Annotated in this window: 17 protein-coding genes and 4 pseudogenes; 4 read left to right on the top strand and 17 right to left on the bottom strand. The window is 60.0% G+C overall.

The genetic code is table 11. From position 1 onward, the window contains the following. Window positions 1–191: 191 nt before the first annotated feature. On the bottom strand, window positions 192–1,466 hold the full coding sequence (locus OMP40_RS13235; protein WP_277531898.1) for an MFS transporter: 1,275 nt from the start codon (window positions 1,464–1,466) through the stop codon (window positions 192–194). A 201-nt stretch (window positions 1,467–1,667) separates the two neighbouring features. Between OMP40_RS13235 and OMP40_RS13230 the strand changes: the two genes are divergently transcribed. Both OMP40_RS13230 and OMP40_RS13225 read left to right on the top strand, forming a co-directional pair. Then, window positions 1,668–2,594, top strand: coding sequence for a LacI family DNA-binding transcriptional regulator (locus tag OMP40_RS13230; RefSeq protein ID WP_277531897.1), 927 nt, complete (start codon window positions 1,668–1,670; stop codon window positions 2,592–2,594). Window positions 2,595–2,904: 310 nt separating this feature from the next. Beyond that, window positions 2,905–5,017, top strand: a pseudogene (locus tag OMP40_RS13225) (alpha-amylase family glycosyl hydrolase). Window positions 5,018–5,098: 81 nt separating this feature from the next. Here OMP40_RS13225 and OMP40_RS13220 read toward each other — a convergent pair. The 12 genes and pseudogenes from OMP40_RS13220 to OMP40_RS13175 form a co-directional block, all read right to left on the bottom strand. Further along, on the bottom strand, window positions 5,099–5,476 hold the full coding sequence (locus OMP40_RS13220; protein ID WP_277531896.1) for an ATP-binding cassette domain-containing protein: 378 nt from the start codon (window positions 5,474–5,476) through the stop codon (window positions 5,099–5,101). Further along, entirely contained in the window at window positions 5,469–7,013 is a 1,545-nt protein-coding gene (locus OMP40_RS13215) for an ATP-binding cassette domain-containing protein (protein ID WP_277531895.1), read from the bottom strand. The genes OMP40_RS13220 and OMP40_RS13215 overlap by 8 nt, the downstream gene beginning before the upstream one ends. Before the next feature lie 16 nt (window positions 7,014–7,029). Continuing rightward, a complete protein-coding gene (locus tag OMP40_RS13210) occupies window positions 7,030–7,557 on the bottom strand; it encodes a thioredoxin domain-containing protein (protein ID WP_277531894.1) in 528 nt (175 codons plus the stop codon). A 17-nt stretch (window positions 7,558–7,574) separates the two neighbouring features. Next, entirely contained in the window at window positions 7,575–7,985 is a 411-nt protein-coding gene (locus OMP40_RS13205) for a MauE/DoxX family redox-associated membrane protein (protein ID WP_338131163.1), read from the bottom strand. Window positions 7,986–8,379: 394 nt separating this feature from the next. Further along, the gene (locus tag OMP40_RS13200) at window positions 8,380–9,963 is read right to left on the bottom strand and encodes a methyl-accepting chemotaxis protein (protein WP_277533168.1); all 1,584 of its coding nucleotides are present in this window, start codon (window positions 9,961–9,963) and stop codon (window positions 8,380–8,382) included. Beyond that, complete coding sequence (locus tag OMP40_RS13195) at window positions 9,882–11,693, bottom strand: alpha-amylase family glycosyl hydrolase (protein ID WP_277533166.1); 1,812 nt, start codon at window positions 11,691–11,693, stop codon at window positions 9,882–9,884. Before OMP40_RS13195 ends, OMP40_RS13200 begins: the two co-directional genes overlap by 82 nt. A 31-nt stretch (window positions 11,694–11,724) precedes the next feature. After that, window positions 11,725–12,003 (bottom strand): annotated as a pseudogene (locus tag OMP40_RS13190) (alpha-amylase family glycosyl hydrolase); the annotation flags it as partial. A 245-nt stretch (window positions 12,004–12,248) separates the two neighbouring features. Beyond that, window positions 12,249–13,085, bottom strand: a complete 837-nt coding sequence (locus tag OMP40_RS13185) for a sugar ABC transporter permease (protein ID WP_217593209.1) — start codon at window positions 13,083–13,085, stop codon at window positions 12,249–12,251. Continuing rightward, complete coding sequence (locus tag OMP40_RS13180; protein WP_338131114.1) at window positions 13,082–13,954, bottom strand: sugar ABC transporter permease; 873 nt, start codon at window positions 13,952–13,954, stop codon at window positions 13,082–13,084. The genes OMP40_RS13185 and OMP40_RS13180 overlap by 4 nt, the downstream gene beginning before the upstream one ends. Then, entirely contained in the window at window positions 13,893–14,129 is a 237-nt protein-coding gene (locus OMP40_RS40100; protein ID WP_338131113.1) for a hypothetical protein, read from the bottom strand. Before OMP40_RS40100 ends, OMP40_RS13180 begins: the two co-directional genes overlap by 62 nt. A 10-nt stretch (window positions 14,130–14,139) precedes the next feature. Then, on the bottom strand, window positions 14,140–14,394 hold the full coding sequence (locus OMP40_RS40095; RefSeq protein WP_338131112.1) for a hypothetical protein: 255 nt from the start codon (window positions 14,392–14,394) through the stop codon (window positions 14,140–14,142). 89 nt (window positions 14,395–14,483) lie between these two features. Further along, a complete protein-coding gene (locus OMP40_RS13175) occupies window positions 14,484–15,827 on the bottom strand; it encodes a sugar ABC transporter substrate-binding protein (RefSeq protein ID WP_277531891.1) in 1,344 nt (447 codons plus the stop codon). Window positions 15,828–16,280: 453 nt separating this feature from the next. On the opposite strand from OMP40_RS13175, the gene OMP40_RS13170 reads away from it, so the two are divergent. Then, a complete protein-coding gene (locus OMP40_RS13170; RefSeq protein WP_277531890.1) occupies window positions 16,281–17,309 on the top strand; it encodes a LacI family DNA-binding transcriptional regulator in 1,029 nt (342 codons plus the stop codon). Between the two features lie 6 nt (window positions 17,310–17,315). Beyond that, a complete protein-coding gene (locus tag OMP40_RS13165; protein WP_338131111.1) occupies window positions 17,316–19,283 on the top strand; it encodes a glycoside hydrolase family 15 protein in 1,968 nt (655 codons plus the stop codon). On the opposite strand, the gene OMP40_RS13160 is transcribed toward OMP40_RS13165, so the two are convergent. The 4 genes and pseudogenes from OMP40_RS13160 to purH all read right to left on the bottom strand — a co-directional run bounded on the left by OMP40_RS13160 (window position 19,213) and on the right by purH (window position 23,764). After that, a complete protein-coding gene (locus OMP40_RS13160) occupies window positions 19,213–19,578 on the bottom strand; it encodes a S66 peptidase family protein (RefSeq protein WP_277531888.1) in 366 nt (121 codons plus the stop codon). The two genes, OMP40_RS13165 and OMP40_RS13160, sit on opposite strands and share 71 nt — an antisense overlap. 187 nt (window positions 19,579–19,765) lie before the next feature. Next, window positions 19,766–20,588 (bottom strand): annotated as a pseudogene (locus OMP40_RS13155) (alpha/beta hydrolase family protein). 336 nt (window positions 20,589–20,924) lie between these two features. Further along, window positions 20,925–22,185 (bottom strand): annotated as a pseudogene (gene purD, locus OMP40_RS13150) (phosphoribosylamine--glycine ligase). 22 nt (window positions 22,186–22,207) lie between these two features. Further along, window positions 22,208–23,764, bottom strand: coding sequence for a bifunctional phosphoribosylaminoimidazolecarboxamide formyltransferase/IMP cyclohydrolase (gene purH / locus OMP40_RS13145; RefSeq protein WP_277531887.1), 1,557 nt, complete (start codon window positions 23,762–23,764; stop codon window positions 22,208–22,210). Between the last annotated feature and the right edge of the window lie 295 nt (window positions 23,765–24,059).

Below are 24,059 nucleotides of genomic sequence, written 5' to 3'. Positions count from 1 at the left end.
TCCGCGTCTCCCTGCGCCGAGCTGCGCCAAAAAACCCCGCTCTCCCGAAGCGATGCCGGGAAAACGGGGTTGTTTTTAAAACATGACAACCATGTTTTAAAAATTCATGGCCCTCGGATTGTACGTGACTGACGCACTTCCAACTTAATACAATCTGGATAATTTGTAAATATTTAATTTTTCAATCCTCGTTATCGATAATGGCGAATCGGCTTCAGCAGCGCTGCGGCCACGATACCGAGCGCCAGCAGCAGCGCCCCGAGGACGACGAGCACGCGCCCGGCGCCCCAGCGGTCGGCAAGCATGGAGACGGCCGCCAGCGACAAGGTCGGGGCCACGCTCGTGATCGCGCCGAGGGTCCCGTAGATGCGACCCTGCAGTTCACCGCGAACCTCCGACTTTAAAATGATTTGGATCATCATCGAGCAAAAGGCGAACAGCAAACCGCCGAGAAGGATCAACGGCAACGCCAGCAGCGGCGATGAAATAAAAGAGACGGCGGCGTACAGCGGTCCGAGCGGTATAAGACCGGCGAATACAAGGCGTCCCCGTCTGCCCATCCTTTTGCCCAGGCTCAGGATAATGCCGGCCCCGGCCAGATAGCCGAGCGGAATGCACATCTCCAGCAGGCCGAACTCGACAGGATTGGCCTTCCACTGGCCGATGGCAATGACCTGCACGAGCATGATGGCGCTAAGAAAGAAGGCGGACAGCAGCGGCGCCAAAAACACGATGGATCGAACGAGCGCATCCTGCCGTATATAGTCGATTCCGCCTCGCCAATCTTGCAGAAAGGACGGCCTCGTCTCGGCGGCGGAACGCGCGATCGGCGGAAATCCCCGCGTGAAGAGCGTACAAATGGCGGAAAACAAAAAGGTGGCGGCAGTGGTCAAGATCGCGGTCAGTCCGCCGAAGGAAGAAACGACGACGCCCGCGACGGCCAGTCCCGAGATGCGAGCGGCATTGTCGGCGATATGGATGGCGCTGGCGGCCTGCTGAACGCGCGCCGGACCGACGATCGCCGTCGTCGACGCATGAAAGGCGGGGCTCAGCAGCAGGCTGCAAAACATGGAAAGCGAAGCCAGCACGAGCAGCGTCGGAAACGGCGCGTGGAATACAAACAGCGAGACGGCCAGAATCGCCGCGATCGCGCTGCGCGACAGCTCCGAGAACAGCATCAGCCGGCGGCGGTCGATGCGGTCCGCGATCGTGCCGGCGAACGAGCCGAACAGGAAACCTACGCTCAGGTAGCAGATCTGCACGGCGGCCATTCGCTGCGCGCTTCCGGTCGTCTGCAGCACCCACAGGCTGATGGCGATGCCGTTGAAGCTGTCTCCGAACACGGATGCCGTATAGCCGGTCAACAGCCGCATGAACGAGCGATTGCGCCATATCGGCAACGTCTCCTCGGCGGTCGCCGGCCCTGCCTGCCGGCGGGCGTCCGCAGCTTGAATCGGCGCTTGCATTCGCATTCCCCTTTCCGAAATCCACATAAATAACGGAATAACATGCAACTTAATCGTTTAAGTAACTTTAGTATAAAGAGCCTCCCTAAAAATGTCAATCGAAAATCGAGCATCGTATTTTGCGCGTTTGACAGGCTCTCGGGACGCCCTCTATGATAGATCTATTACGCGAATCGGACCGGAAACGAGGTTATGCCGCCCATGAAAAAACCGACGCTTAAAGACGTCGCCAAGGAAGCCGGCGTCTCCGTCGCGACGGTGAGCTACGTCCTGAACGACGTCGCGCACCAGACGATCCCCGATGAGACCAAGCGTCGCGTCCTCGAGGCGGTCGGCAAGCTGAATTACGTGCAAAATCTCGCCGCCCGCTCGCTGTCCTCCGGCAGGACGCAGCTGCTCGGCGTCCTGCTGGTGGGAAGCGAGCGCGATCTCGTCTCCAAGTACATCAGCTACGGCAAGTTCATCGACGAGCTGGAGCGAATGAGCAAACCGAAGGGCTACCATCTCATGACGTCGCAGATCGACCCGGTAAACCCCAATTTCGCCATCATCGCCGAACGCAAGCTGGACGGCGTCTTCCTGATCGACGCGCGGGAAGGCTCGTTTTATTCGGTCTCCGAGAAGTTTCCCTACGGATCGCCGCTCGTGCTGGTGGACGGCAACATCGATGATCCGCTGTTCCGGAAGCTCATGCCCGATTTTAGCCAGCTGTTCGGACTTGTCCGCGAGACGTTCGCCGGCAATCCCTACGCCGTAATCTGCGAAAACTACCACAACCGGTCTATGATCGAGTCTTTGGCCGCCGCAGCCGATATTCCTCCGGAGCGGATGCTTGCCTTGGACGCCGACGGGGACCTGGCCGACTTTCTGGCGCGCAACCGCGGGCTGCCGCTTGTCGTGTTCAACGAGTTCCTCGCGATGCGGCTGCTCGGCCGCGTCGATCCTTCTGCCATGGTCGTCGTCTGCGCCTCCGAAGCGCCCGATTATCTGCCCGAAGGCATTCGCCTTCTTGTCCTCGAGGATTCCAAGGCATCCGTCGCCTACGCGACCATGGAACAGCTGCTTCACCGGCCTTACGAGCCCGAGGAGCAGATTCGCAAATTCAGCTTTAGAATATTTACGTCATAACGCCGCTATTTTTAGATTGACAAAACGACCAGAATTTTCTTATTATTAGGTCGCTAATCATAATTTGAGGGCACTGCTTTTTTAAACCTGACGGTTTAAAACAACCCCGGTAACTCCCTTCGGAGCTGCCGGGGTTTTTGCCGTTGCACAAAAAAAGGAGGTGGCGCGCACGCATTTCGCGAAGAACGGCGAATCGGAACTCATTTTGTAACCGCTTCAGACATGTCCAGGGCAACCCATTTCAGAAAGGTGGATTTTCTCATGTACAAATGGCTTAAAAAAGGGCTTGACCTCCGCGGCCGTCGTCGCGCTGCTCGTCGCGGGCCTCGCTGCCCCTGGCGTTCCGATCGGCACCGCCTCCGCAGCGGCCGATACCGCCGTCTCCAACAAGCAGAACTTCAGCACGGACGTCATCTATCAGATCTTCACGGACCGATTCTACGACGGCAACGCGTCCAACAACCCTTCGGGCTCGACCTTCAGCTCCGGCTGCACGAACAAGCGCGTATACTGCGGCGGCGACTGGCAGGGCATTACCGACAAGATCAACGCCAACTACTTTTCCGATATGGGCATCACGGCGCTGTGGATCTCCCAGCCGGTCGAAAATATTTATGCCGCGGTTACCTACTCCGGGGTCACCAACGCTTCTTATCACGGCTATTGGGCGCGCGACTTCAAGAAAACCAACCCCTATTACGGCAGCTTCACGGACCTGCAAAATCTGATCGCCGCGGCGCACGCCAAAGGGATCAAGATCGTCATCGACTTCGCGCCGAATCATACGTCTCCGGCGATGGAAACGAATACGAGCTTCGCGGAAAACGGCAAGCTGTACAACAACGGCTCGCTGCTTGGGGGCTACACGAGCGACACGAACGGCTACTTCCACCACAACGGGGGCTCCGACTTCTCCAGCCTCGAGAACGGCATCTACAAAAACCTGTACGATCTGGCCGACATCGAACAGCAGAACAGCACGCTCGATACGTACTTTAAGGACGCCATCAAAGTATGGCTCGACCTCGGCGTGGACGGCATTCGCGTCGACGCGGTCAAGCATATGTCCATGGGCTGGCAGAAAAATTGGCTCGCCTCCATCTACGGCTATCAGCCCGTCTTCGTCTTCGGCGAGTGGTTCCTCGGTTCGGCCGCCGCGGACGCGGACAACACCAAATTCGCGAACGAATCCGGCATGAGCCTGCTCGATTTTCGATTCAACGCCAAGGTTCGCAACGTGTTCCGCGACAACTCGGATACGATGTACGGCCTGGATTCCATGATCTCGGCGACCGGCACCGATTACGCGCAAGTGGCCGATCAGGTTACCTTCATCGACAATCACGACATGGAGCGCTTCAAGAGCAGCGCCGTCAGCGACCGCCGGCTTGAGCAGGCGCTCGCCTTCACGCTCACGTCCCGCGGCGTACCCGCCATCTATTACGGTACGGAGCAATACATGACGGGCGGCACCGATCCGGACAATCGCGGCATGATGAGCTCGTTCTCGACGACGACGACCGCGTTCAAAGTCATCAAGGCGCTCGCGCCGCTTCGCAAGTCCAACCCTGCGATCGCCTACGGCACGACCCAGCAGCGCTGGATCAACAACGACGTCTACGTCTATGAGCGCAAGTTCGGCAACAGCGTGGCGGTCGTCGCCATCAACCGCAGCGCTAGCGCTTCCGCCTCGATCTCCGGGTTGATTACCTCCCTGCCCGCGGGCACTTACAGCGACGCGCTCGGCGGTCTGCTCGGCGGAGGCAGCATTACGGCCGGCAGCGGCGGCGCCGTGAGCACCTTCACCCTCGCGGCAGGCGGCGCAGCCGTCTGGCAGTCGACGCCTGCAGCCGCGACGCCGACGATCGGCCATGTCGGACCTGTCATGGGCAAAGCGGGCAACACGGTGACGATCGACGGCCGCGGCTTCGGCGCGACCAAGGGCACCGTCTACTTCGGCACGAACGCAGTGACGGGCTCGAGCATCGTCTCCTGGGAGGACACCCAGATCAAAGCCATCGTCCCGTCGGTGACTTCCGGCAAGTACGACGTCAAGGTCCGCACCTCCGGCGCCGTCGACAGCAACGCTTACAACGGCTTCAACATTTTAAGCGGCGACCAGGTCTCGATCCGCTTCATCGTGCAGAACGCCACGACCTCGCTCGGCGAGAACGTCTACCTGACCGGCAGCGTATCCGAGCTCGGCAACTGGACCCCCCGCTTCGGCGATCGGCCCGATCTTCAACCAGATCATCGCCGCTTATCCGAACTGGTACTACGATGTCAGCGTGCCTGCGAACACGGCGCTGCAGTTCAAGTTCCTCAAGAAAAACGGCTCTGTCGTCACCTGGGAGGGCGGCTCGAACCATACGTTCACGACGCCGGCCAGCGGCACGGCGACCGTGACGGTGAACTGGCAGTAACGAGTAGCGGTTTCGAACGCGCAAAGCGGAACAAGAATAGGAGAAGCGGAATCATCCGCTTCTCCTATTCTATTTGCTGCCTTATCTTTGACTGGAAGGCTCAAGCGGTCTCGGATCGTTCGTTTTCGCGTACCATTTCGCTTGCGTCGCGTACATCCGCGCGTACTCGCCGCCGTCGCTCATCAATTCGTCATGCGTCCCCTGCTCGACGAGCCGGCCGTCGCGGAGCACAAGTATCAGATCGGCGAAACGACAGCTCCCCAGCCGGTGAGACACCATCAGCGTGGTCTTGCCGGCCGCCAGACGGGCGAACCGCTCGAACAGCTGCGCCTCGGCGATCGGGTCCATCGCGGAAGTCGGCTCGTCCAGCACGATGTATGGCGCATCCTTAAAGAATGCCCGGCTCAAAGCGATTTTCTGCCATTGGCCGTAAGACAGCTCGCGGCCGTCCTCAAACATCGCTCCGAGCGGCGTCGCGAAGCCCTGCGGCAAGCCGTGCGATGAACTCGCTGGCCCCCGCCCGGGCCGCGGCGGTCTCCACCCGCGCCTGGTCTTCAAGCCGCTCGGGATTGCCGAGCCCGATGCTCTGCCGGACAGGGAACTGAAAGCGAACGAAATCCTGAAATACCGCGCCGAACTTGCCATACCGCCCTCGTCCTGCAACGAGCCGTTCTCCGCCGACCGAGACGGCTCCTTCCTGCGGCTCGTACAAGCCCATAATGCACTTGACCAGCGTGCTCTTGCCGGCGCCATTGCCCCCGACGATCGCGATCGTCCGGCCGGCCGGCGCGTCGAAGCTGATATCGCGGAGCGTCGGCTCGGACTGTCCCGGATAGGCAAAGGTCAAGCCGCGCACGGATATGCCTGCCGGGGCTCGCCCGCTGCGGGAAGCGCCGCGAAGCCGGCTGCTCGCTAGCTCGCTCTCATCCGCCTCGCCTTTCCCCGCTTTGCTTCGCTCCGCCTCCAGCCGCGCCGCGCCGCTCTCCTCCGGCAGCGCCAGGAAAGCCAGCCATTCATTCATGAACAGCATCTCCTCATGGATGCGCGACAGGTTGACGACGGCGATGATGAGCTGGTGCCTCGTCGTGGCGAGCGCCTGGGTCAGCGCCGCGAAGTGCCCCAGCGTCAGGGAGCCGCGCACGGTCAGAAACAGCAAATAGAACGCGGTTCCCGTCGTTACGGCCATCGAGAACGTTTCGGTCCAAAACTGCTTGAGCAGCGATCTTTTTTCCAGCGCGATCTGTTCTCCCGCGTTGACCCAGTATAGCGTCCGCCACTGCGCTTTCATGTAATCGAACAGGCCGAACACCCGCATTTCCTTGGCCGCGTCGCGGCCTTTGAGCAGCTCGGCGAAATATTCGGCTCTGCGGCTCGCCGGAGTCTGATGCACGATCTGGCGGTACTTCTGCTGTCCGATTCGAATGTTCACCACAAAGATCGGGATCACGAGCAGCAGCATGCCGAGCGCCAGCGAATAATGCAAGCTCGCCAGTACGACCAGAAAGCCGGCGATCGTAAACACGCTTTGCAGCAGCTGGAAGCCGTGCTCCAAAATCGAGACGCCGCGATATTCCACCCCCTTGGATACCCGCTGAAGCTTGTCGTAATAGTCGGGCTGGTCAAAGTAAACGAGCGGCAGCCGCGCGCATTTGTCGATAACGGACCGATTCAGCTCGAAGTTCGCCTTTTGCTTGGTCGCTGCGAGAACATAGGCGCCGCCGAAGCGGATCGCGTGCTCCAGCGCGTAGGTCGCTCCCTGCAAACCCAGCAGCAGGCCTGCCCGGCTCCAGGCGCCCGGTTCCTGCCTGGCTGCGGCGGCGACCGCATCGATAAGCGCCTGCGTCCAGTACAATTGGAGCGTAGGGATGGCGGCCTGCAGCAAGTGCACGGCAACGGACGCCGCGAACAGGCGCGGAGACAGACGCCAGAGGAGCGGCAGCACGCGCGTTAAAAAGTTTTTGAGCATCGGCGCAGCGGGAGACGTCGCTGTGATCATCGTCGTCTGCACCCTGTCATGCCGGTCTGCGCTTCGCTTTTTTGCCGGTCGCGATCAGATGCTCCAGGTGAGCGGATTCATGAAAAACGCCTTTGGACAGCACTGTGCCGTCCGATGCCAAATAATAAGCGAACGGCACGCCGGGAATCTCGTACGATCCAAAGTCGTCCACGAACGTCGCCGTCAGCGCGCGCGCATGCGCCGCTACGATCGGCGCCCCTTCCTCTTCCGTGGCCAGCATATACAACTCGAAACGATGCTTCGGATAACGCTTGCCGAACTGCTCGACGACCGGGTATACCTGCTTGCAGGCATGGCAATCGGCAGCCGTAAAGATCGCGAAGATCCCCGCAGGCGGCTGCTCCTCCTCAGTGGCGCGCGCTTCGCGGGAAGAGAGCGGGAAAGGAGCGCCGACCGGCAGTCCGCGATCGGATGCGGGCAGCGCGATCCGGTACAATCGATTCATCATGGCAAGAACGGCATAGGCCAGCAGCGCGACCACGCCCCAGAGCACTCCATAAGAAATGAAGAAAAAAACCGACAAGACCGTCCCTCCCCCGGCTACAAAGTCAAGCCTGACTTGCGGTGTCTTGCGATTGACGAGATAAGCACGTACGCCGCCATCAGGCCAGCCGATATGAGCGCCATGCATGCCAGATCCGGCGTCCCGACGGCAAGAAGGCTCCGGCCGTCCGCTTCCAGCAGCGTGTAGACGGCGAGCGAGGCGCATATCGCGATACGACCGTACGTCCCGGCTCCGAGCTCCTCCTGCAGCGCGCTGCCGAAGCAGCCGCAGTCGATATGCCGGCCTCTGGCCCGCCAGACTGCGCCGCCGAACGCGACGAGCAGCGTTAGCACCAAGATCGCGCCGTAAGGTCGCGTGTAAGCCGGCAGCAGCAGCGCCGCTCCTGCGGCCTCCGCCGCTGGCACCGCAACGGCCGCGGCGGCAGCGGTCGCTCCGGAGAGGCCCAGCTCCCCCGAGCGTCGCCCGGAAAGCCCGCCGGTCCGCAGCCTTTGCCGCCGCCGAAAATCCGAATATGCAGCAAAGCATTACGATGGCGAATTCGGGCACAGCAAGATTCCCCCTTTCTTCTAGTCAATCCTGCCCCTGCCTATCCGAGCGCTTAGGAACGACAAAGGGATAGGGTCTCCCCTATCCCTTCGCGCCGTTAGGACGAGCAGCAGCCGGCGTACACGTCGCTTCCGTCGGAATAATGATACCAGAGCACCTTGGTTCCGTTGCTGCACTTCTTCGTGTAATCGCACCAACTGTACAAATAAGACATTACGTTTCCTCCTCCCGGAATATGGCGGACCGCAGTTCCAAGCTGCCTTAAGCGTCTTTGGTAGCGGTCTCATTTATAAATTACCATATAAGTATTATAATGTAAACAAAAATGCTTAATCGATTAAGTCTTTTTTTTTGGCCGAACACGTCCAGCTGCGCAATAAGCTGTTCGGACAGCGACTCGAGCTCATCCGAGAGCGATACGAGGCTGGCGCTGACGCCTAGCTGGCCGGAGGTCATTTTCGCTACCGCCTCGGACGAGGCGGCAGATTGCTCCGAGACGGCGCTGACCGTGCCGATCGCCTCCACGAGCGCTCGCTGCGAGCCGTCAAGCTCGACGATAGACGCCGACGATCGGGTCAGCTCCTCCGCAAATTCGCTCATCTCGCGTTTGACGCCGCCGAAGATATCCGCCGCTTCCTTGACGGCCGTGCCCTGCTCCTGCAGTACCGGGGACACCGCGCCCAGCTCGGCGACCGTCGCGTCGATCTCCTGCCGGATATCGCCGATAATGCGGGAGACGACAGCGATCGAATCCTTGGATTCGGCCGCCAAGCGGCGGATCTCGTCCGCCACGACGGCGAAGCTCTTGCCGTAGGCGCCTGCGCGCGAAGCTTCGATCGAAGCGTTAAGCGACAGAATGTTCGTCTGCTTCGACATCTCGTTAATGACGTTAAGCACGGTATGAATCGAACCCGCCCGCTCCTTGAGTTTGCCGACGCGCGCCGCCAGCGAGCCGGACAGCCGCTCCGTCTCCTCGGTCTTGCCGATGAGCTCCGCCATATAGGCGGTACCGCGTCCGCTAATCTGCTGTACGCGCCCTGCCGACGACTCCAGTCGCGTGTTGGTATCGATCGCGATCCGAAGCTTGGCGCCGATCGTCTCGGTCTGCCGGATGCCGCGCTCGGCCTCCGTCGCCAAACTCGACGCGCCTAGCGCGATCTGTTCGGTCACCGAAGCGATATCCCCCGCCGTGGCGGCCGTCTCCTGCGAGACTGCCTTCAATTCCCTGGCGGAACTGACGAGACGCCGCGCCGACTCGTTCGTACGGCCGACGAGCGCGCCGATCTGTTCCATCATCCGGTTGAAGTTGCCGGACAGCCGTCCGATTTCATTGCCGCGCCTGTAGTCCATGCGCACCGACAAATCGCCTTTCTCCCCGCGCTCCATCAGCGTGCACAGCCGCTCCAGCGGATTGCCTACCAGGCGTATCAGGAGGTAGCCGATGGCAAACGCCGCGACGACGGCGGCGGCGATCATCCATACGGTCAGTCTGAGGATCGCCTTGGAATCGCGTTCCAGTTCGCCAAGCGGTACCGAACCTACCAGCTCCCAGGATGCTAACCTGGACGGCTCGCGCAGTACCAGACGGTCGCCGTCCCATGCCGGAGGCGTCTGCTCGATCAGCGAGGCGTCCGCAGCATAGACGACCTTGCCGTCGTCCGCCATGACCCGCATCTCGCCTGTTTCGCCAATCTTGAAATGGGCGAAGGCATCGCCCAGCAGTTTGCTTTTCAGCTCGATCAGCAGGATAAATTCGGCGTCCGGATGCTGCAGGTTTTTCATCAGACGACCGACGGTCACCGACGGTTCGGGAGAGTAGTCGAACAGGCCTTTGTTCCTCGCCGGTACGTACACGATCTCTCCCTTGGCTTCCGCCATTTTCTGAAGCCATGCCTTGCTGCCGTCGGAGATCTGGAGCGCGCTCGCGCCCGTCGAAGACAACGCCCCCCGCATTGTCCAACGTTTTCGGCACGATGCGTATCGACATCATGTTGGGCTCGGCGGACAGCATACTGTTGAATCGGTCGACGATGCGGTCCTGTGCCGCCTGCTTCTCCCCCAGGGGCACATCCGTCCTTGAAAAGACGACGAGATCCTGACGCAGCGAAGTATCGACCATGAACTGCCGGCTGAGTCCCCCCGTACATCGACAGCAGAAAGTCCAGCTTGTCTCTCGCCTGCTCCAGCGTCTGCTGGGACGACAGCGACATCTTGTCGCGGATGATGCTTTTGGCCAGCTGATAGGAGCTGAGACCGAGCGCCGTCACGATGACGACGATGCTGGCGAACACGATGCCCAGCATCTGGACCCCCCAGCGACTTGCGCTTCTCTCTCCATGCTTGTCCGAGCGAACGAGTGGCGGCAGACATGCCCAAGTCTCCTTTATGGATGGAATAAGGTAAAAAAAAGAGCCGCTTCCTTGCGGAATGCGGCCTTCGGCTTTCATTGCAGAATCGCGGTGCCGTAGGGCGGCAAGCCGCAGTTTGCCGCTTGCGAACGAGGTCGACGCGCCGTCCGTTGCAAATCGGATGCCGCCGACAGCGGTCGCGCCGCCGCCGCTCAGATCGACGGTCCGCGCTTCGCCCGTCAGATTATGCACGACGAGCAGCGCCGATGACGCACTCACCCGTGCGAAGGCGAGTATCCCGTCCTGCTCCACCTCGAACGGCGCGAAGCCGCCGTCTCCGAGCGCGGGCTCGTCGTTGCGCCAGCCGATCAGCAGCTTGTAGCGGCTTAGCAGCGAATCCGGATCGGCGAGCTGCTGCTCCGCGGAGGGCGTACCGTCATTTTCGGTCGCGGGCTCCCACGACGTCTGGCCGCCCGAGCTGCGGTCTTTCGCCCAGATCATCGGCTCGCGGATGCGTTCGTCGGGTTTGGCGCCCTTCATACCGATCTCTTCTCCGTAATACAGAAACGGATTGCCCGGCAGCGTCAGCAATAGGGCCGCTGCCAGCTTGGCCCGCTCGACGTCCCCGCCCAGCTCGCTCATGACGCGGTTCTGGTCGTGATTGCCAAGAAAAGGCGCGTCCACGAACCGGCCGCCGGATACTTTGCTATAGTAGGCGAGCTGTCGCGCCAGCACGGAGGCCAGCGAAGAGGCGTCGCCCGTCTTGACCGCGTCCAGTACAAGCTTCGCCGCCTCGAAGTTCAGCGCCGAATCCAGCGCCTTGTCGAGGAAGGGGCCGACGACCGCGGTCGTGTCCCATACCTCGCCGACGAGATACGGCTCTCGCCCGTTCTCCGAGACGCCTTGGCGGAATTGCTTCCACCAGGCGACGTTTTTCCGCGAGGTCGCGGGATCGGCGGACGACGATTGGAAGTCTTCGTAAACATGCTTGGCGGCATCCAAACGGTAGCCGTCCAGTCCCAGCCCGAGCCAGTACTGTCCGATGCGGATCAGTTCCGCGCGCACGTCCGGGCTGTCCAGGTTCAAATCCGGCATCCCGTCCGAGAATACGCCGAGATAAGAACCGCCCGATGGCCCACGGTGCCACACGGCCTGTCCCCACGGACCGAGCGCGGATACGTCCGTTCCATCTGCACCCCAATCGTACCAACTCCGCTTGGCGCTTTCTTCCCCCCCCGACGGATTCGATAAACCAGGGATGCTTGCTGCTCGTATGGTTCAAAACCAGGTCCATGATGACCCGGATGCCTCGATCGTGCGCCTCCGCGAGCAGCGTCTTCAAGTCGTCGACCGTCCCATAGTCGGGGTTGACGGCGTAATAATCGGTTACGTCATAACCGTGGTAAGAAGGGGACGGATTGATCGGCATGAGCCAGATCCCCTTGATTCCGAGCTGCTGCAAATAATCCAGCTTGTCCGTCACGCCTTGCAGGTCGCCGATCCCATCCCCGTCGGAATCGCTGAAGGCTCGCACGAATATCTCGTAGAATACGCCGCTGCTCCGGCCCATCGCCGGCATGTTCGCTTCGCCGAGCCGGGCTGCGCCTGCGTCCGGGGTTGCCGCGGCACGCGAAGACGGCACTGCGGCGGAAGCAGGCGCGGACGCGAAAGCGGACGATAAACCCGCAGACGCGGCACCGCTTGCCGTGCCGTCCGGCCCACCCGCTCCGTCGCAGCCAGCGAGCCAGAACGCCGATGCCATGCAGAGCGGCATGGACAGCGCCCGGGACAGACGTCTTCCGCTCCGCCTGCGCCTCATCCTTTGTCCGCGCCTGCGGTCAAGCCTTCGACCAGCAGCCGCTGGAAGATGATAAAGATGACCACGACCGGAATCGAGACGAGCACGGAGCCTGCCGCAAATACGGTGAATTCCGTCGATGTCTGCGTGTTGACCATGTTGAACAAGCCGACCGCCAGCGTCTGCTTGGCCTCGGTCCGAAGCACCGTCTGCGCGAAGATGAACTCGCTGAACGTGCCCGCGAACGAAGTGACCGCCATGTAAACGACCAGCGGACGGGACAGCGGCAGCAGAATCCGGACGAATACGCCCCAGTTGCTCGCACCGTCGATGATAGCGGCCTCCTCGAGGCTTTTCGGAATCGTGTCGAAGTACCCTTTCACGAGCAGGTAGCCGACGGCGGCGCCGGCCGAAGACACCATAATAAGCGCCGTGTGCGTATTGAGCAGCTTCATGTTCAACAGCAGCACGTATACCGCCGTCAAACTAAGAAACGACGGAAACAGGCCGATGATGAACAGGCCGCTCATAATCGATTTGCGCGACTTGAACCGGAACCGGGAAAAGGCGTAGCCGGTCAGCAGCTGGAAGAATACGCTGAGCACCATCGTCGTAAGCGAGATTTTGAGCGAGTTCATGTACCAGCGTCCGAACTGGAACTTCTCGAACAGCTCCTTGTAATGAATGACCGTCCACTTCTCGGGGATCAGCGTCTCGCTGAACAGCGAGGTGCCCGCGCGAAACGAGGACAGGACGATCCATAGCGCCGGGTAGATCGTAAAGACGGCGATCAGGATCAACAGCACGTAGCTGACCGTCAGCCAAGCGTTTTTTCTGAAACGATATCCGCTCATCGCAACAAATCATCCTCTCTGAACGAGCGTGTGCGCCTGAAGCTGAAAAGCGCGAATATCGCGATGATGATAAACAAGAAGATGCTGATAACCGCCGCGAAGTTGTACCTGCCGTTCGTAATCGAGAGACTGTACAGCCACGTGATCAATATATCGGTATGTCCCGCGAACTGGTACTCGCTGTTCGTCGGACCGCCTCCGGACAAGAGGAAGATGACATTGAAATTGTTGATATTGCCCGCGAATTGTCCGATAAGGATCGGCGACAGGGAGAACATGACGCTCGGGAACGTAATTTTCCGAAATTTATAAAGCGCGGAAGCTCCGTCGACTTCGGAGGCTTCGTACAGATCGCGGGGAATCGTCGTCAGGATGCCGATGATAAGAAGCATCGAGAGCGGAAAACCCAGCCACAGGTTGACGATAACGATGGTTGCCTTGGCCCAGAACGGATCGGACAGCCACTCCGGTCCGACGATTCCGAACTTGAGCAGCGTCGAGTTGATCGGCCCGAATTGGGCGTTGAACAGATTGCGCATAATCAGCAGCGACAGAAAAGCGGGAATCGCGAACGGAACCATGTAAATGGCGCGGAACAGCGATTTGAAGCGGATGCCCTTCTGCTGCACGAGCAGCGCGACGGCGAACCCGCCGAAAAAGGTAGTGAACGTGGAAAGCACCGCCCAGGTCATCGTCCAGGTGAATACGCCGAAAAACGTATGCGCCCACTGGCTCAGGCTGAACAGTTCCTTGAATGCGCGAAAGCCTTGCCAATCGACCAGCTTGCCCGGCGGCTCGTGCGTATTGTTATAGTTCGTGAACGCGATCATGACGGAGAAAATGATCGGCAGCACGCTGAAAAAGAACACGAAGACCAGCGGAATCGTAATAATTAAGTGCGCGAACTTTTTTGTCCGGAATAAAGCGAAGCGTCTGCTTGATGTCGTTAAGCGTCTTCCCTTCTTCGCGCAGCTTGCCTCCGCGATAGGCATCGATCGCGTTCATGACGAGCAAATACGCAAAGAGCGCGAAAATAAAGATCATAATCAGCCCTTCAATCATCAAAAAAGATCGAATGGTCGCCTTTGACCGGCTTGTAGATTTTGCCGACCAGCACAAGCTTCTGCTGCGTCTCTCCGAGCGTGGTGATTCCCCAGATCGCATGATGCCAATTGGTGACCGTAAAGTAGACCGCGAACGCGTAGAAAGCGGCGAAAGCCGATCCCTTTACGAATTGTCGGTTGTAAATTTGGCCCAAGCCCATGAAAACAGCCGAGAGCGCTGCTGCCGTAATCCGATGCTGGCGCAATGTCGGACTCTCCTCTCATTGGACAATCACCCGCAGAAGTTTACGGGTGATTGTCGGTTAATCGAAATTCTTGCCTGCCGTAAAACTAATTACTTCGATTGCTGAATCAGCGTCTTCATGTCGGAGACTGCTTTGTCCAGCGTCGCCTTCACGTCCGCGTTGTTATCCCAGATTTGCGGATAGACGGCGCCCATCGCGGTCCAGAACGAAGCGGTCTCCGCGATCGAAGGCATCGCCTCCACGTTCTTGAACTGCTCGACGAACGCGGCGACCAGCTCGTTGCCCGCCAGCGCCGGGTCTTGATCCAGCCCGTTGCGTGCGGAGACGACGCCGGACATCTGGTACATCTTGATCGCGGCGTCCTGCGAGGAGACGAAGTGCGCGAACAGCTTGGCCGCGTTCGGATATTGCGAGAATTGGCTGACGAAATACGCCTGCACGCCGGCGAACGGCTTGGGAGATTTGCCGTTCGGCATCGGAGGCAGCGGCACGGCGCCGACGTCGAAGCCCAGCTTCTCCTTCGTGAACGAGCCGAGCTGCCAGATGCCGTCCATATCGATGGCGAGCTTGCCCTTTTGGAACAGGTCCGTCTTCACGTCCGGTGTCGCGTCGGCCACCTTGAACGGCATGACTTCCTTCATGCTCTGCATGAACTTGAGGCCTTCGACCGATCCTTCGTTGTTAAGGCCGATGTCTCCCGGGTCGGTGTTGTTGTTGCCGAATACGTAGCCGCCGTTGCCGCCCATGAATGCGTAGTTGAAGTAGGAATCGTCCAGCTTCCACATGATGCCGAATTTTTTCTCTGCCGGTACGTTGTACGCTTTCGAAAATGCCTTGATCGCGTCCCAGGACGCCAGATCTTCGGGCTTGGCGAGATTTTTGTTATAGAAAAGCAGATACGTTTCGATATTGCGAGGGTAGCCGTACAGGATGCCGTCGGTCGCCGTCACCGCATCGACGGCGGTCTTGGCGAAGTTGGCCTGGGTATCTTCGGCGTAGAAGTCGTTAGGAAGAATGACGCCCGCTTGAACCGCGCGGTTCAATTGATCGTGCGCGAGCATGAACACGTCCGCGCCGACGCCGGCAGGACCGTCCTTTACGATCTTGTTGAGCGCGTCGGCCGAACCCACTTTTTGAAATTCGACCTTGATGCCGTATTTCGCTTCGAATTCTTTGCCCATCGTTTCCAGGAAATCCTTCTGTTCCTGGGCAGCCCACACGACAAGCTTGGCGCCCGCTTCAGGCTCGATGTCCGTCGCTTCCGGCGATGCGGATTCGGACGGCGCCGAAGAAGTTGCGGAAGCGGAAGGCGAAGCGGCGGATGCCGACGGCGATGCGTTGTTGCCTCCTCCGTTGTTGCCGCTGCAAGCGGCGAGCGATACGGCCATCAGGGACAGGGCGGAGATCATCGTCAAAGATTTGTTTAATTTCACTGCTTTTTCCCCTCTCTTCAGATCGAGTGCGAGCTCGGACACCTTGCGCAAACGTTTGTACGAATGGGCAAAAAAAAGGACGGAACATCTCCTTTTAACGATTCGATAATCGTTTAAGTTGTCCCGTATTCCCCTGTCTTCCGTCATGGAAGCGCTTTAGGCGCCGCACCAATAATATACAACATTTTCCCTGTATGTAAAAACGATCGCGGATGCCAAAAACAGATTGGATTTCCTTCAAAACTTCTAATTTCTCATGAATTCTCTTTATTTCTCACTAATTCTAAAATCTCATTTCTTTTTTATTACATTTATAAAAGCAGGTACACAGAAATAGTACCGGTTTCCCTTTCTGATTATTTTCCAGTCTAAGGTACCGTTTACAATAACGGAGCGTTCATGTAACATAGAATTATTAAAGAAGTTCAAACGCTTGCACAAGTGGAGGTCGCCATGACAGTCACGATTAAGGACGTCGCCAAGAAGGCGGGCGTATCCCCGTCCACCGTCTCCCGCGTGCTCTCCAACCACCCGCGCATCAGCAAGGAAACGTCGCAGAAGGTGAAAGAGATCGTCGAGGAGCTTGGCTATCATTCGAATATTATGGCCCGCGGGCTCATCAGCAACAAGACGTACACGCTTGGCATGGTGCTGCCGCGTCCGGCGGAGGAGCTTTTTCAGAATCACTTTTTCTCGGAGAGCATTCGGGGCATCACCACCCAGGCTTCCCGCCAGGGCTACGATGTGCTGATGACCGCCGGCAGCTCGGAGCAGGACGAAGTGGAGGCGGTCACGCGCCTGGTCAAGGGAAGACGCGTCGACGGCATCATTTTGCTGCAGTCCCGGAAGAACGATCCTATCATTTCGTTTTTGCAAAAAGAAGCGTTCCCCTTCATTCTGATCGGTCACTACGGCAGCGAGAATATCCTGTGCGTGGACAACGACAACGTGCAGGCCTCCTACGACGCCACCGTCCATCTGATCTCCCAGGGACACGAGCGGATCGGCTTCGTCAGCGGACCGACCAATCTCACCGTGTCAGACGACCGTCTGAAGGGCTACAAGAAGGCGCTGTCCGAACACGCGCTCCGGATGGAGCCGGACTGGATCGTCGAGGGAGAGTTCCTTCAGGAGAGCGGCTATCGGGCGATGGCCTTCTTCATGAATCTTCCGGAGCGGCCTACCGCGCTGGTCGTCATCGACGACATCGTCACCTTCGGCATCCTGCGGGGATTGACGGAGCTCGGCTACAAGGTCCCCGACGACCTGAGTCTGGTCAGCTTCAACAATATCGCGCTTTCCGAGCTGTCTTCGCCTCCGCTCTCGAGCGTGGACATCGGCATTTACCAGCTCGGCTACATGGCCTCGCAGCTGCTTATTCGGCATATCGACGAAGACAAGACCCAGCAGTTGCGCACGATCGTGCCGCACAAGCTGATCGTCCGCGAATCTTCCGTTAATCTCAAACGCAATTGGAGCTGAACCTCATTGAACGACTTTACGCTTAACAAACCGCATTTGATCGACGCCGTCGCGGGCAACGGCCGCATGCTTGCCTCGCTGGGACGGACAGGACGGCTGTACCGGCTTTGGTGGCCGCATGTGGATTTCCCGCAGCACGTCGACGAGATTCGTACCGGACTCAAGCTCGACCATTCGACTTCGGGCACGGTCTGGTTCGACGACGGCGACGACGGCTGGCAGCACCGCATCGCATACGTGCCGCACACCAATATCGTCCAGGTGCGCGCCGAACATCCGAGCTTTCCGCTCGCGGTCGAACAGACCGACTATGCGGTGCCCGGTCAGGATTTTCTGGTGCGGGCGTACAAGATCGACAACCGTTCCGCAGAGCCGCTCTCTTTCACTTTCGTCTGGTACGCTTCCTTTCGCATCGAAGAGAGCGCGCTGTACAATACGACCCTGTTCGACGAGACGAACGATGCGATGGTCCATTACCGTCACCGCTACTTTTTCGCCGTCGGCAGCGATCGCGAATGCGTCGGCTTCCAGTGCGGATCGTCCCGAGAGCAGGCGGAGCATGCCTGGCTGAACGGCAACGATATCGACATGCAGCCGGACGGCGCGCTCGTCTGGCGCATCGAGGAGCTTCAGCCCGGCGAATCGTTCGTCCTCCCCGTCTACATCGCAGCAGGCCACAACCGGCAGGAAGCGCTCGACGCGCTGGCGCACGCCAAGAGCCGCTCCGTCTCCGAATGGCGCGAACGGACGACAGACGATTGGCATCAGTACCTTCGCGATGCCAATCGCGCGCCGGCCGGCGTCGATCCGGCGATCGCCGAGGCATACGAACGCTCGCTCCTGACCTTTAGGCTGATGGCGGACGAGCGAACCGGCAGCCTGCTCGCGGCGCCCGAGCCGGACGAGCAATTTTCCCGCTGCGGCGGTTACGCCTATTGCTGGGGCCGCGACGCGGCGTTTATTACGACCGCGCTTAACAAGTCCGGATTAACGAGCGTCTCCGAAAAGTTTTACGAATGGGCATTAAGCGCCCAAGAGCCGGACGGCTCCTGGCAGCAGCGGCATTACCACGACGGCAGCCTCGCGCCTTCCTGGGGGCTGCAGATCGACGAAGGCGCCTCAGTCATCTGGGGCATGTGGCAGCTGTACGAGCACAACCGCGACGCGGCGTTCGCGGAGCGGATGTGGCCGGCCGTCGCCAAGGGCGCGGCGTTCCTCGCGGGCTACATCGACGAGGAGACGGGGCTGCCGCTTCCCAGCATGGACCTGTGGGAGGAGCGCAAAGCCGAGCATACTTACTCCGCCGCAGCCGTTTGCGGCGGACTGCGCGCCGCCGCTTCGTTCGCGGAGCTGAAGCACGAGACCGGGCTGGCCGGCCGCTGGCGGGACGTCGCGGACCGGATCGCCGCTTCGATCGAGTCGCTCTGCTGGAACGAAGACGCCGGCAGCTTCTACCGCGGGCTTAAGCTCAAGGTAGATGGCGGCGTGTACGCGCATGCCGCCGCTCAAGGTTTGGAAGGCAAGGCCGGCCGGACTGCCAAGGGCTACGAACATTACGAGCTGCGGCACGATCCGATCGTCGATATCAGTCTGCTCGGCGTATCCATCCCGTTTAACGTGCTGCCGGCAGAGCATCCGTATATGCAGCGGACGGCGGATACGATCGCCGGCTTGCTGCATGTCGAGGGCGTGGGCGGCATCAAGCGCTACGAGAACGACGGCTACATCGGCGGCAATCCGTGGATTCTGACGACGCTGTGGCTCGCGCAGTATCGCGTGCGCAACGGTCAGTTGGCAGAGGCGTACGCGCTGCTGCAGTGGGCGGCCGCACACCGCACGGAGACCGGCCTGCTGCCCGAGCAGATCGACCGCGTCACCGGCGAGCCGGCCTGGATCGTGCCGCTCACCTGGTCGCATGCGATGTTCGTGCTGACGGTGTCGATGCTGGAAGAGGCAGGTTATTGGGCGAAATAAATGAAGAAGAACCGCTGCGATGCGGTTCTTTTTTCACTACCATCCACAAGGTCGAAATGTCTGCACCAGCGTCCCCCGCCCCCGCTTCGACGGCAACCTCGGCATACGCCCCGTTGATAAGCGTCAGCTGCGGCGGCTTGTGTCCGCAATCGATATCATACGCGACCGGCACGCCGATCTCTTCTGCGATCTCTTCGAACAGGTCGAGCTCGGTATAGCCTTCTCTCGGAATATGCACGCCGCTGCGTCCGAACAGAATGCCCGAGCAATTTTCAAACCAGCTGAGCGACCGCATGACGCACGAACCAATGCCGTTCCTCGGAAACGCCCGATGACGGCGCCATGACCCCGATCGCAGCCTGCTGCGGCAATTTCGGATAAAAGATCATCGCATTAGCCTCCCGGCGGCTTCGCCAATCGCCCTTGCCGATCATCTGCGCAAAAAAGCAGCGGCCTCGGCCGCTGCTTCGCCATCTTAAGCATCAAATGCTCCAATGCTGCCAATCCCGCTGCCGCTGCTCGTACCCGCCGAGCCAGTCGCCCGTCGCCTTAAAGAGCTGTTCCTTGTGCTCGCCCTTCGAATACGTATGATCAGCCTGGAAAATAATCGACTTCTCGCAGCGCCCTTCGCCGCGAAGCCAAAACGTCTTCTCCAGCAGAAACGTATAGTCGACTGGAATCGTCTCGTCCCCCCGTGCCGTGCACGAGGAACACGTCGCCCGGGAACTTCTGCGTCTCCTGAAACGGCTGATGCTTCATCAGCGCATCGAAAAACGCGGGCTTGATCTCGTAGCCGAGGTAGTCCGCTCGACCTTTGGTGACGGCTTCGTCGTACGCCTTGCGTCCGACGATCCGGAGAATGTCGTTAAACGGGTAGGCAACCGGCGACCAGAGCGCCAGCGACTTGACGCGCCGGTCGCGCACGCCCGTCAGCAAGGCGACTGCGCCGCCCAGGCTGTGACCCAGCAGCGTGACCCGCGTCGGATCGACGATATCGAGGCCGAGCGCATAATCGAGCACCGCCCGCGTCTGCTCGATCATCGAATCGAGCCCGTGGTCGCCGTAAGCGCCCTCGCTCTCCCCGCATCCCGCGAAGTCGAAGCGGATCACCAGATTGCCCCGTCCGGCGAATTCCCGCGCAGCCAGTAAGAACAGCCGGTCCACGCCGATACGATTGCCTACGAAGCCGTGATTGATGATGACGAGCGGCAGCTTATTGCATTCTGTCTTCCCTTCCTGAGAAGGATAATGAATCGTAGCCGCCAGCGACAAATCGCCGTATCGTATCGTTAAAGCGCGCTCCATCAGCGCCGCCCCCCTTTTCCGTAAATTCCGATTAATTTACTGTGTTTTTAATATAACCTGAGCTGCCTCTCCTGTCAACACGGCCGGCGAGAAATAAAGGCGCGTCCGGGGAACACTACCATAACGAATCGCATCAACCATTGAGGAGGTGGAGACGGATGGAAGCATTCACCGACTGGGTGTCCGCGCATGTACTCACGTCGATGCTGATCGTCGGATCGGTCGTCGCCGTCGTATTCGTATTCGCGAACCGCAAGACGCTGTTCTACAAGCAGTAACGGAAAGAGCCGCCCCGTCGCTGTATCAGCGCGGAAGCGGCTCCCGTATTCATTGCGATTAAACCAACGCCTTCGCGGCGATGTCCGTTCGGTTCTGCTTGCCTTCGAACGTAATGCCGGACGCGGTGCGATAAGCCGCTTCGCGCGCTTCGGCGATGCCTGCGCCAAGACCCACGATGCCTAGCACCCTGCCGCCTGCCGTCACGATTCGGCCGTCTTTTTCCGCGGTACCTGCATGGAAAACGAGTCCTTCGGTTGCCGCATCGAGTCCCTCGATCGGCAGCCCCTTCGGATAGGAACCGGGGTAGCCTCCGGACGCGAGCACGACGCAAACCGCCGCCTCGTCGCTCCATTCGATCTCGACGTCGCCCAGACGTCCTTCGAGCGAAGCCAGAATGATCTCCAGCAGATCGCTCTTCAGTCGCGGCAGCACGACCTGCGTCTCCGGGTCGCCGAAACGCGCGTTGAATTCGACCGTCCTGGGACCTTCCGCCGTCAGCATGAACCCGCCGAACAGCACGCCGCGGAACGGGCGTCCTTCGGCGACCAACGCCCGCGCGGTCGGCTTCACGATGTTCTCGATCGCGTCGTCGATGACCGACTGCGGGATGTGGGGCAGCGGCGAGTAGGTGCCCATGCCGCCCGTGTTCGGACCTTTATCGCCGTCGTACGCCGGCTTGTGATCCTGCGCCGCCGGCATCGCCCGCACCGTCTCTCCGTCCACGAACGCCAGGATCGACATTTCCTGTCCGGTCATGAACTCCTCGATGACGATGCTGTCGCCGGCCGCGCCGAACGACTTGTCGACCATCGTGTCCTTGAGCGCCTGCTCCGCTTCCTCGCGGGTGAAGCACACCGTGACGCCCTTGCCCGCCGCCAGCCCGTCGGCTTTGATGACGATCGGCACGGGCTGAGAAGCGAGATAATCGCGCGCCGACGCGTAATCGGTGAACGTCTCGTATTTCGCGGTCGGAATATCGTACTTTTTTGAGCAGGTTTTTCATAAAAATCTTGCTGCCTTCGATCTCCGCCGCAGCCTTGTTCGGCCCGTAAACCGGAATCGACGCCGCTTCGAACGCATCGACGATGCCCGCGGCCAGCGGATCGTCAGGACCGACGACGACGAGGTCGATCGCCTGATCCTTGGCGAACTGCACGAGCTTGTCGAACTCCAGCTCGCCGATCGGCACGAGCTCGGCAAGCTGCGCGATGCCGGCGTTGCCCGGCGCGCAGAAAATGTGCTCGGCCTTCGGATTTTTGCGCAGCGCCCAAACGATCGTATGCTCCCGGCCGCCGCGGCCGATGACTAAAATACGCATGTATTCGTGCTCCCCTCGCCGATCAATGCTTGAAGTGACGGACGCCCGTGACGACCATCGCGATACCGGCCGCATTCGCGGCTGCGACGGATTCCGCATCCTTGACGGAACCGCCCGGCTGGATAATCGCCGTGATGCCCGCTTGTGCAGCCAGCTCTACCGTATCGCCCATCGGGAAAAACGCATCGGAGGCGAGTACCGCGCCTTTAGCCTTGTCGCCGGCTTGTTCGATGGCGATGCGAGCCGCGCCGACGCGGTTCATCTGCCCGGCGCCTACGCCGACAGTCATGCTGTCCGCCGCGAGCAGGATGGCGTTAGACTTCACGTGCTTGACGACCTTCCATGCGAAAAGCAGCTGCTTCAGCTCTTCCGCCGTCGGCGCGCGCTCCGTGACGACCTGCAGGTCGGACTCATCCAGCGAATGAACGTCGCTCTGCTGAACGAGCATGCCGCCATCGACGCTCGTCACGAGCCATTCCGGCTTGCGCTCGGCCGCGGCCGTCGCTTGTTCGTTGCCCGTCGCGAGCAGACGGATATTTTTCTTGCGGCTCAAAATCTCCAGCGCTTCAGGCGTGAAATCCGGCGCGATGATGATCTCGAGGAAAATTTGCGCGAGTCGGTCGGCCGTTTTCGCGTCGATCGTGCGGTTTGCCGCGACGATGCCGCCGAAGATCGACGTCGGATCGGACTCGTACGCTTTAACGTACGCCTCGTCGATATCCGCGCCGATGCCGACGCCGCAAGGGTTCATATGCTTGATGGCCACGACGGCCGGCTCGTCGAACTCGGAGACGATCGCGAGCGCCGCGTTCGCGTCGTTAATGTTGTTGTAGGACAACTCCTTGCCATGCAGTTGCTTCGCCGTCGTGATGCTCGGGCCTTTCTTGGCGAGCGGCTTGCGGTAAAAGGCGGCCTGTTGGTGCGGGTTCTCGCCGTAGCGAAGCTCCTGGACCTTTTCGTAGGTAAAGGTCAGGCTCTCCGGCAGCGGATCGCCGAGCTGTTCGGCGAAGTATTCGGAGATGAGCGCATCGTAAGCGGCGGTGTGGCGGAACACTTTTGCCGCAAGTCGTTTGCGCGTCTCAAGCGTCGTGTCGCCGCTCGCCTGGATTTGCGCGAGCACATCGGCGTAGTCGCCTGCGTCGACGACGACGGAGACGAACGCATGGTTCTTGGCCGCGGAGCGCAGCATGGTCGGACCGCCGATGTCGATGTTCTCGATGGCGTCTTCATAGCTGACGTCGGGTTTGGATACCGTCTCCTTGAACGGGTACAGGTTCACGACGACGAGATCGATGTAGTCGAGACCGAGCTTTTCCATCGCCTCGACGTGCTCGGCGCTGTCGCGGATCGCGAGCAAGCCGCTATGAACGGCGGGGTGCAGCGTTTTGACGCGGCCGTCGAGAATCTCGGGGAAGCCCGTCACGTCGGAGATGCCGATAACCGGCACGCCTTCGCGTTCTAGCAGCGCATGCGTACCGCCCGTCGAGATGATCTGCACGCCTTGCGCGGCGAGCGCGCGGCAAAATTCGGTGATGCCCGTCTTGTCGGAAACGCTGACCAGCGCTCTTTTGATAGCCATGACTGTTCATTCACTCCTAGTAATAGGTTGATTAATGCCGGCGGGGTGGGGTTATCCCCTTCACTCAGTCACGGCTGCGCGCTGGTTCCTGAGCGAACGGGATAAGCCCACCCCGGGACGGTCTTGCGGTAAGTTCGGGGTGACGCAAACGGCCGATTAAAACGGCCGGTTTATCCAACTAAAACGTTTATTCGTTTTGCCAAGCGGAGGTTGAGGTGCAAATTGCGGCGCGCATTGCGGCACGGTAAAGCGTAATGCGGCAGTATCGGCGCGCTTGGCCTGGTAAATAGCGATA

It is taken from the genome of Cohnella rhizosphaerae (genome assembly GCF_029525575.1).
Classification (GTDB): Bacteria; Bacillota; Bacilli; order Paenibacillales; family Paenibacillaceae; genus Cohnella; species Cohnella rhizosphaerae.
Note: the sequence above shows the minus strand (reverse complement) of the source record. Positions and strands in the feature narration are given on the sequence as shown.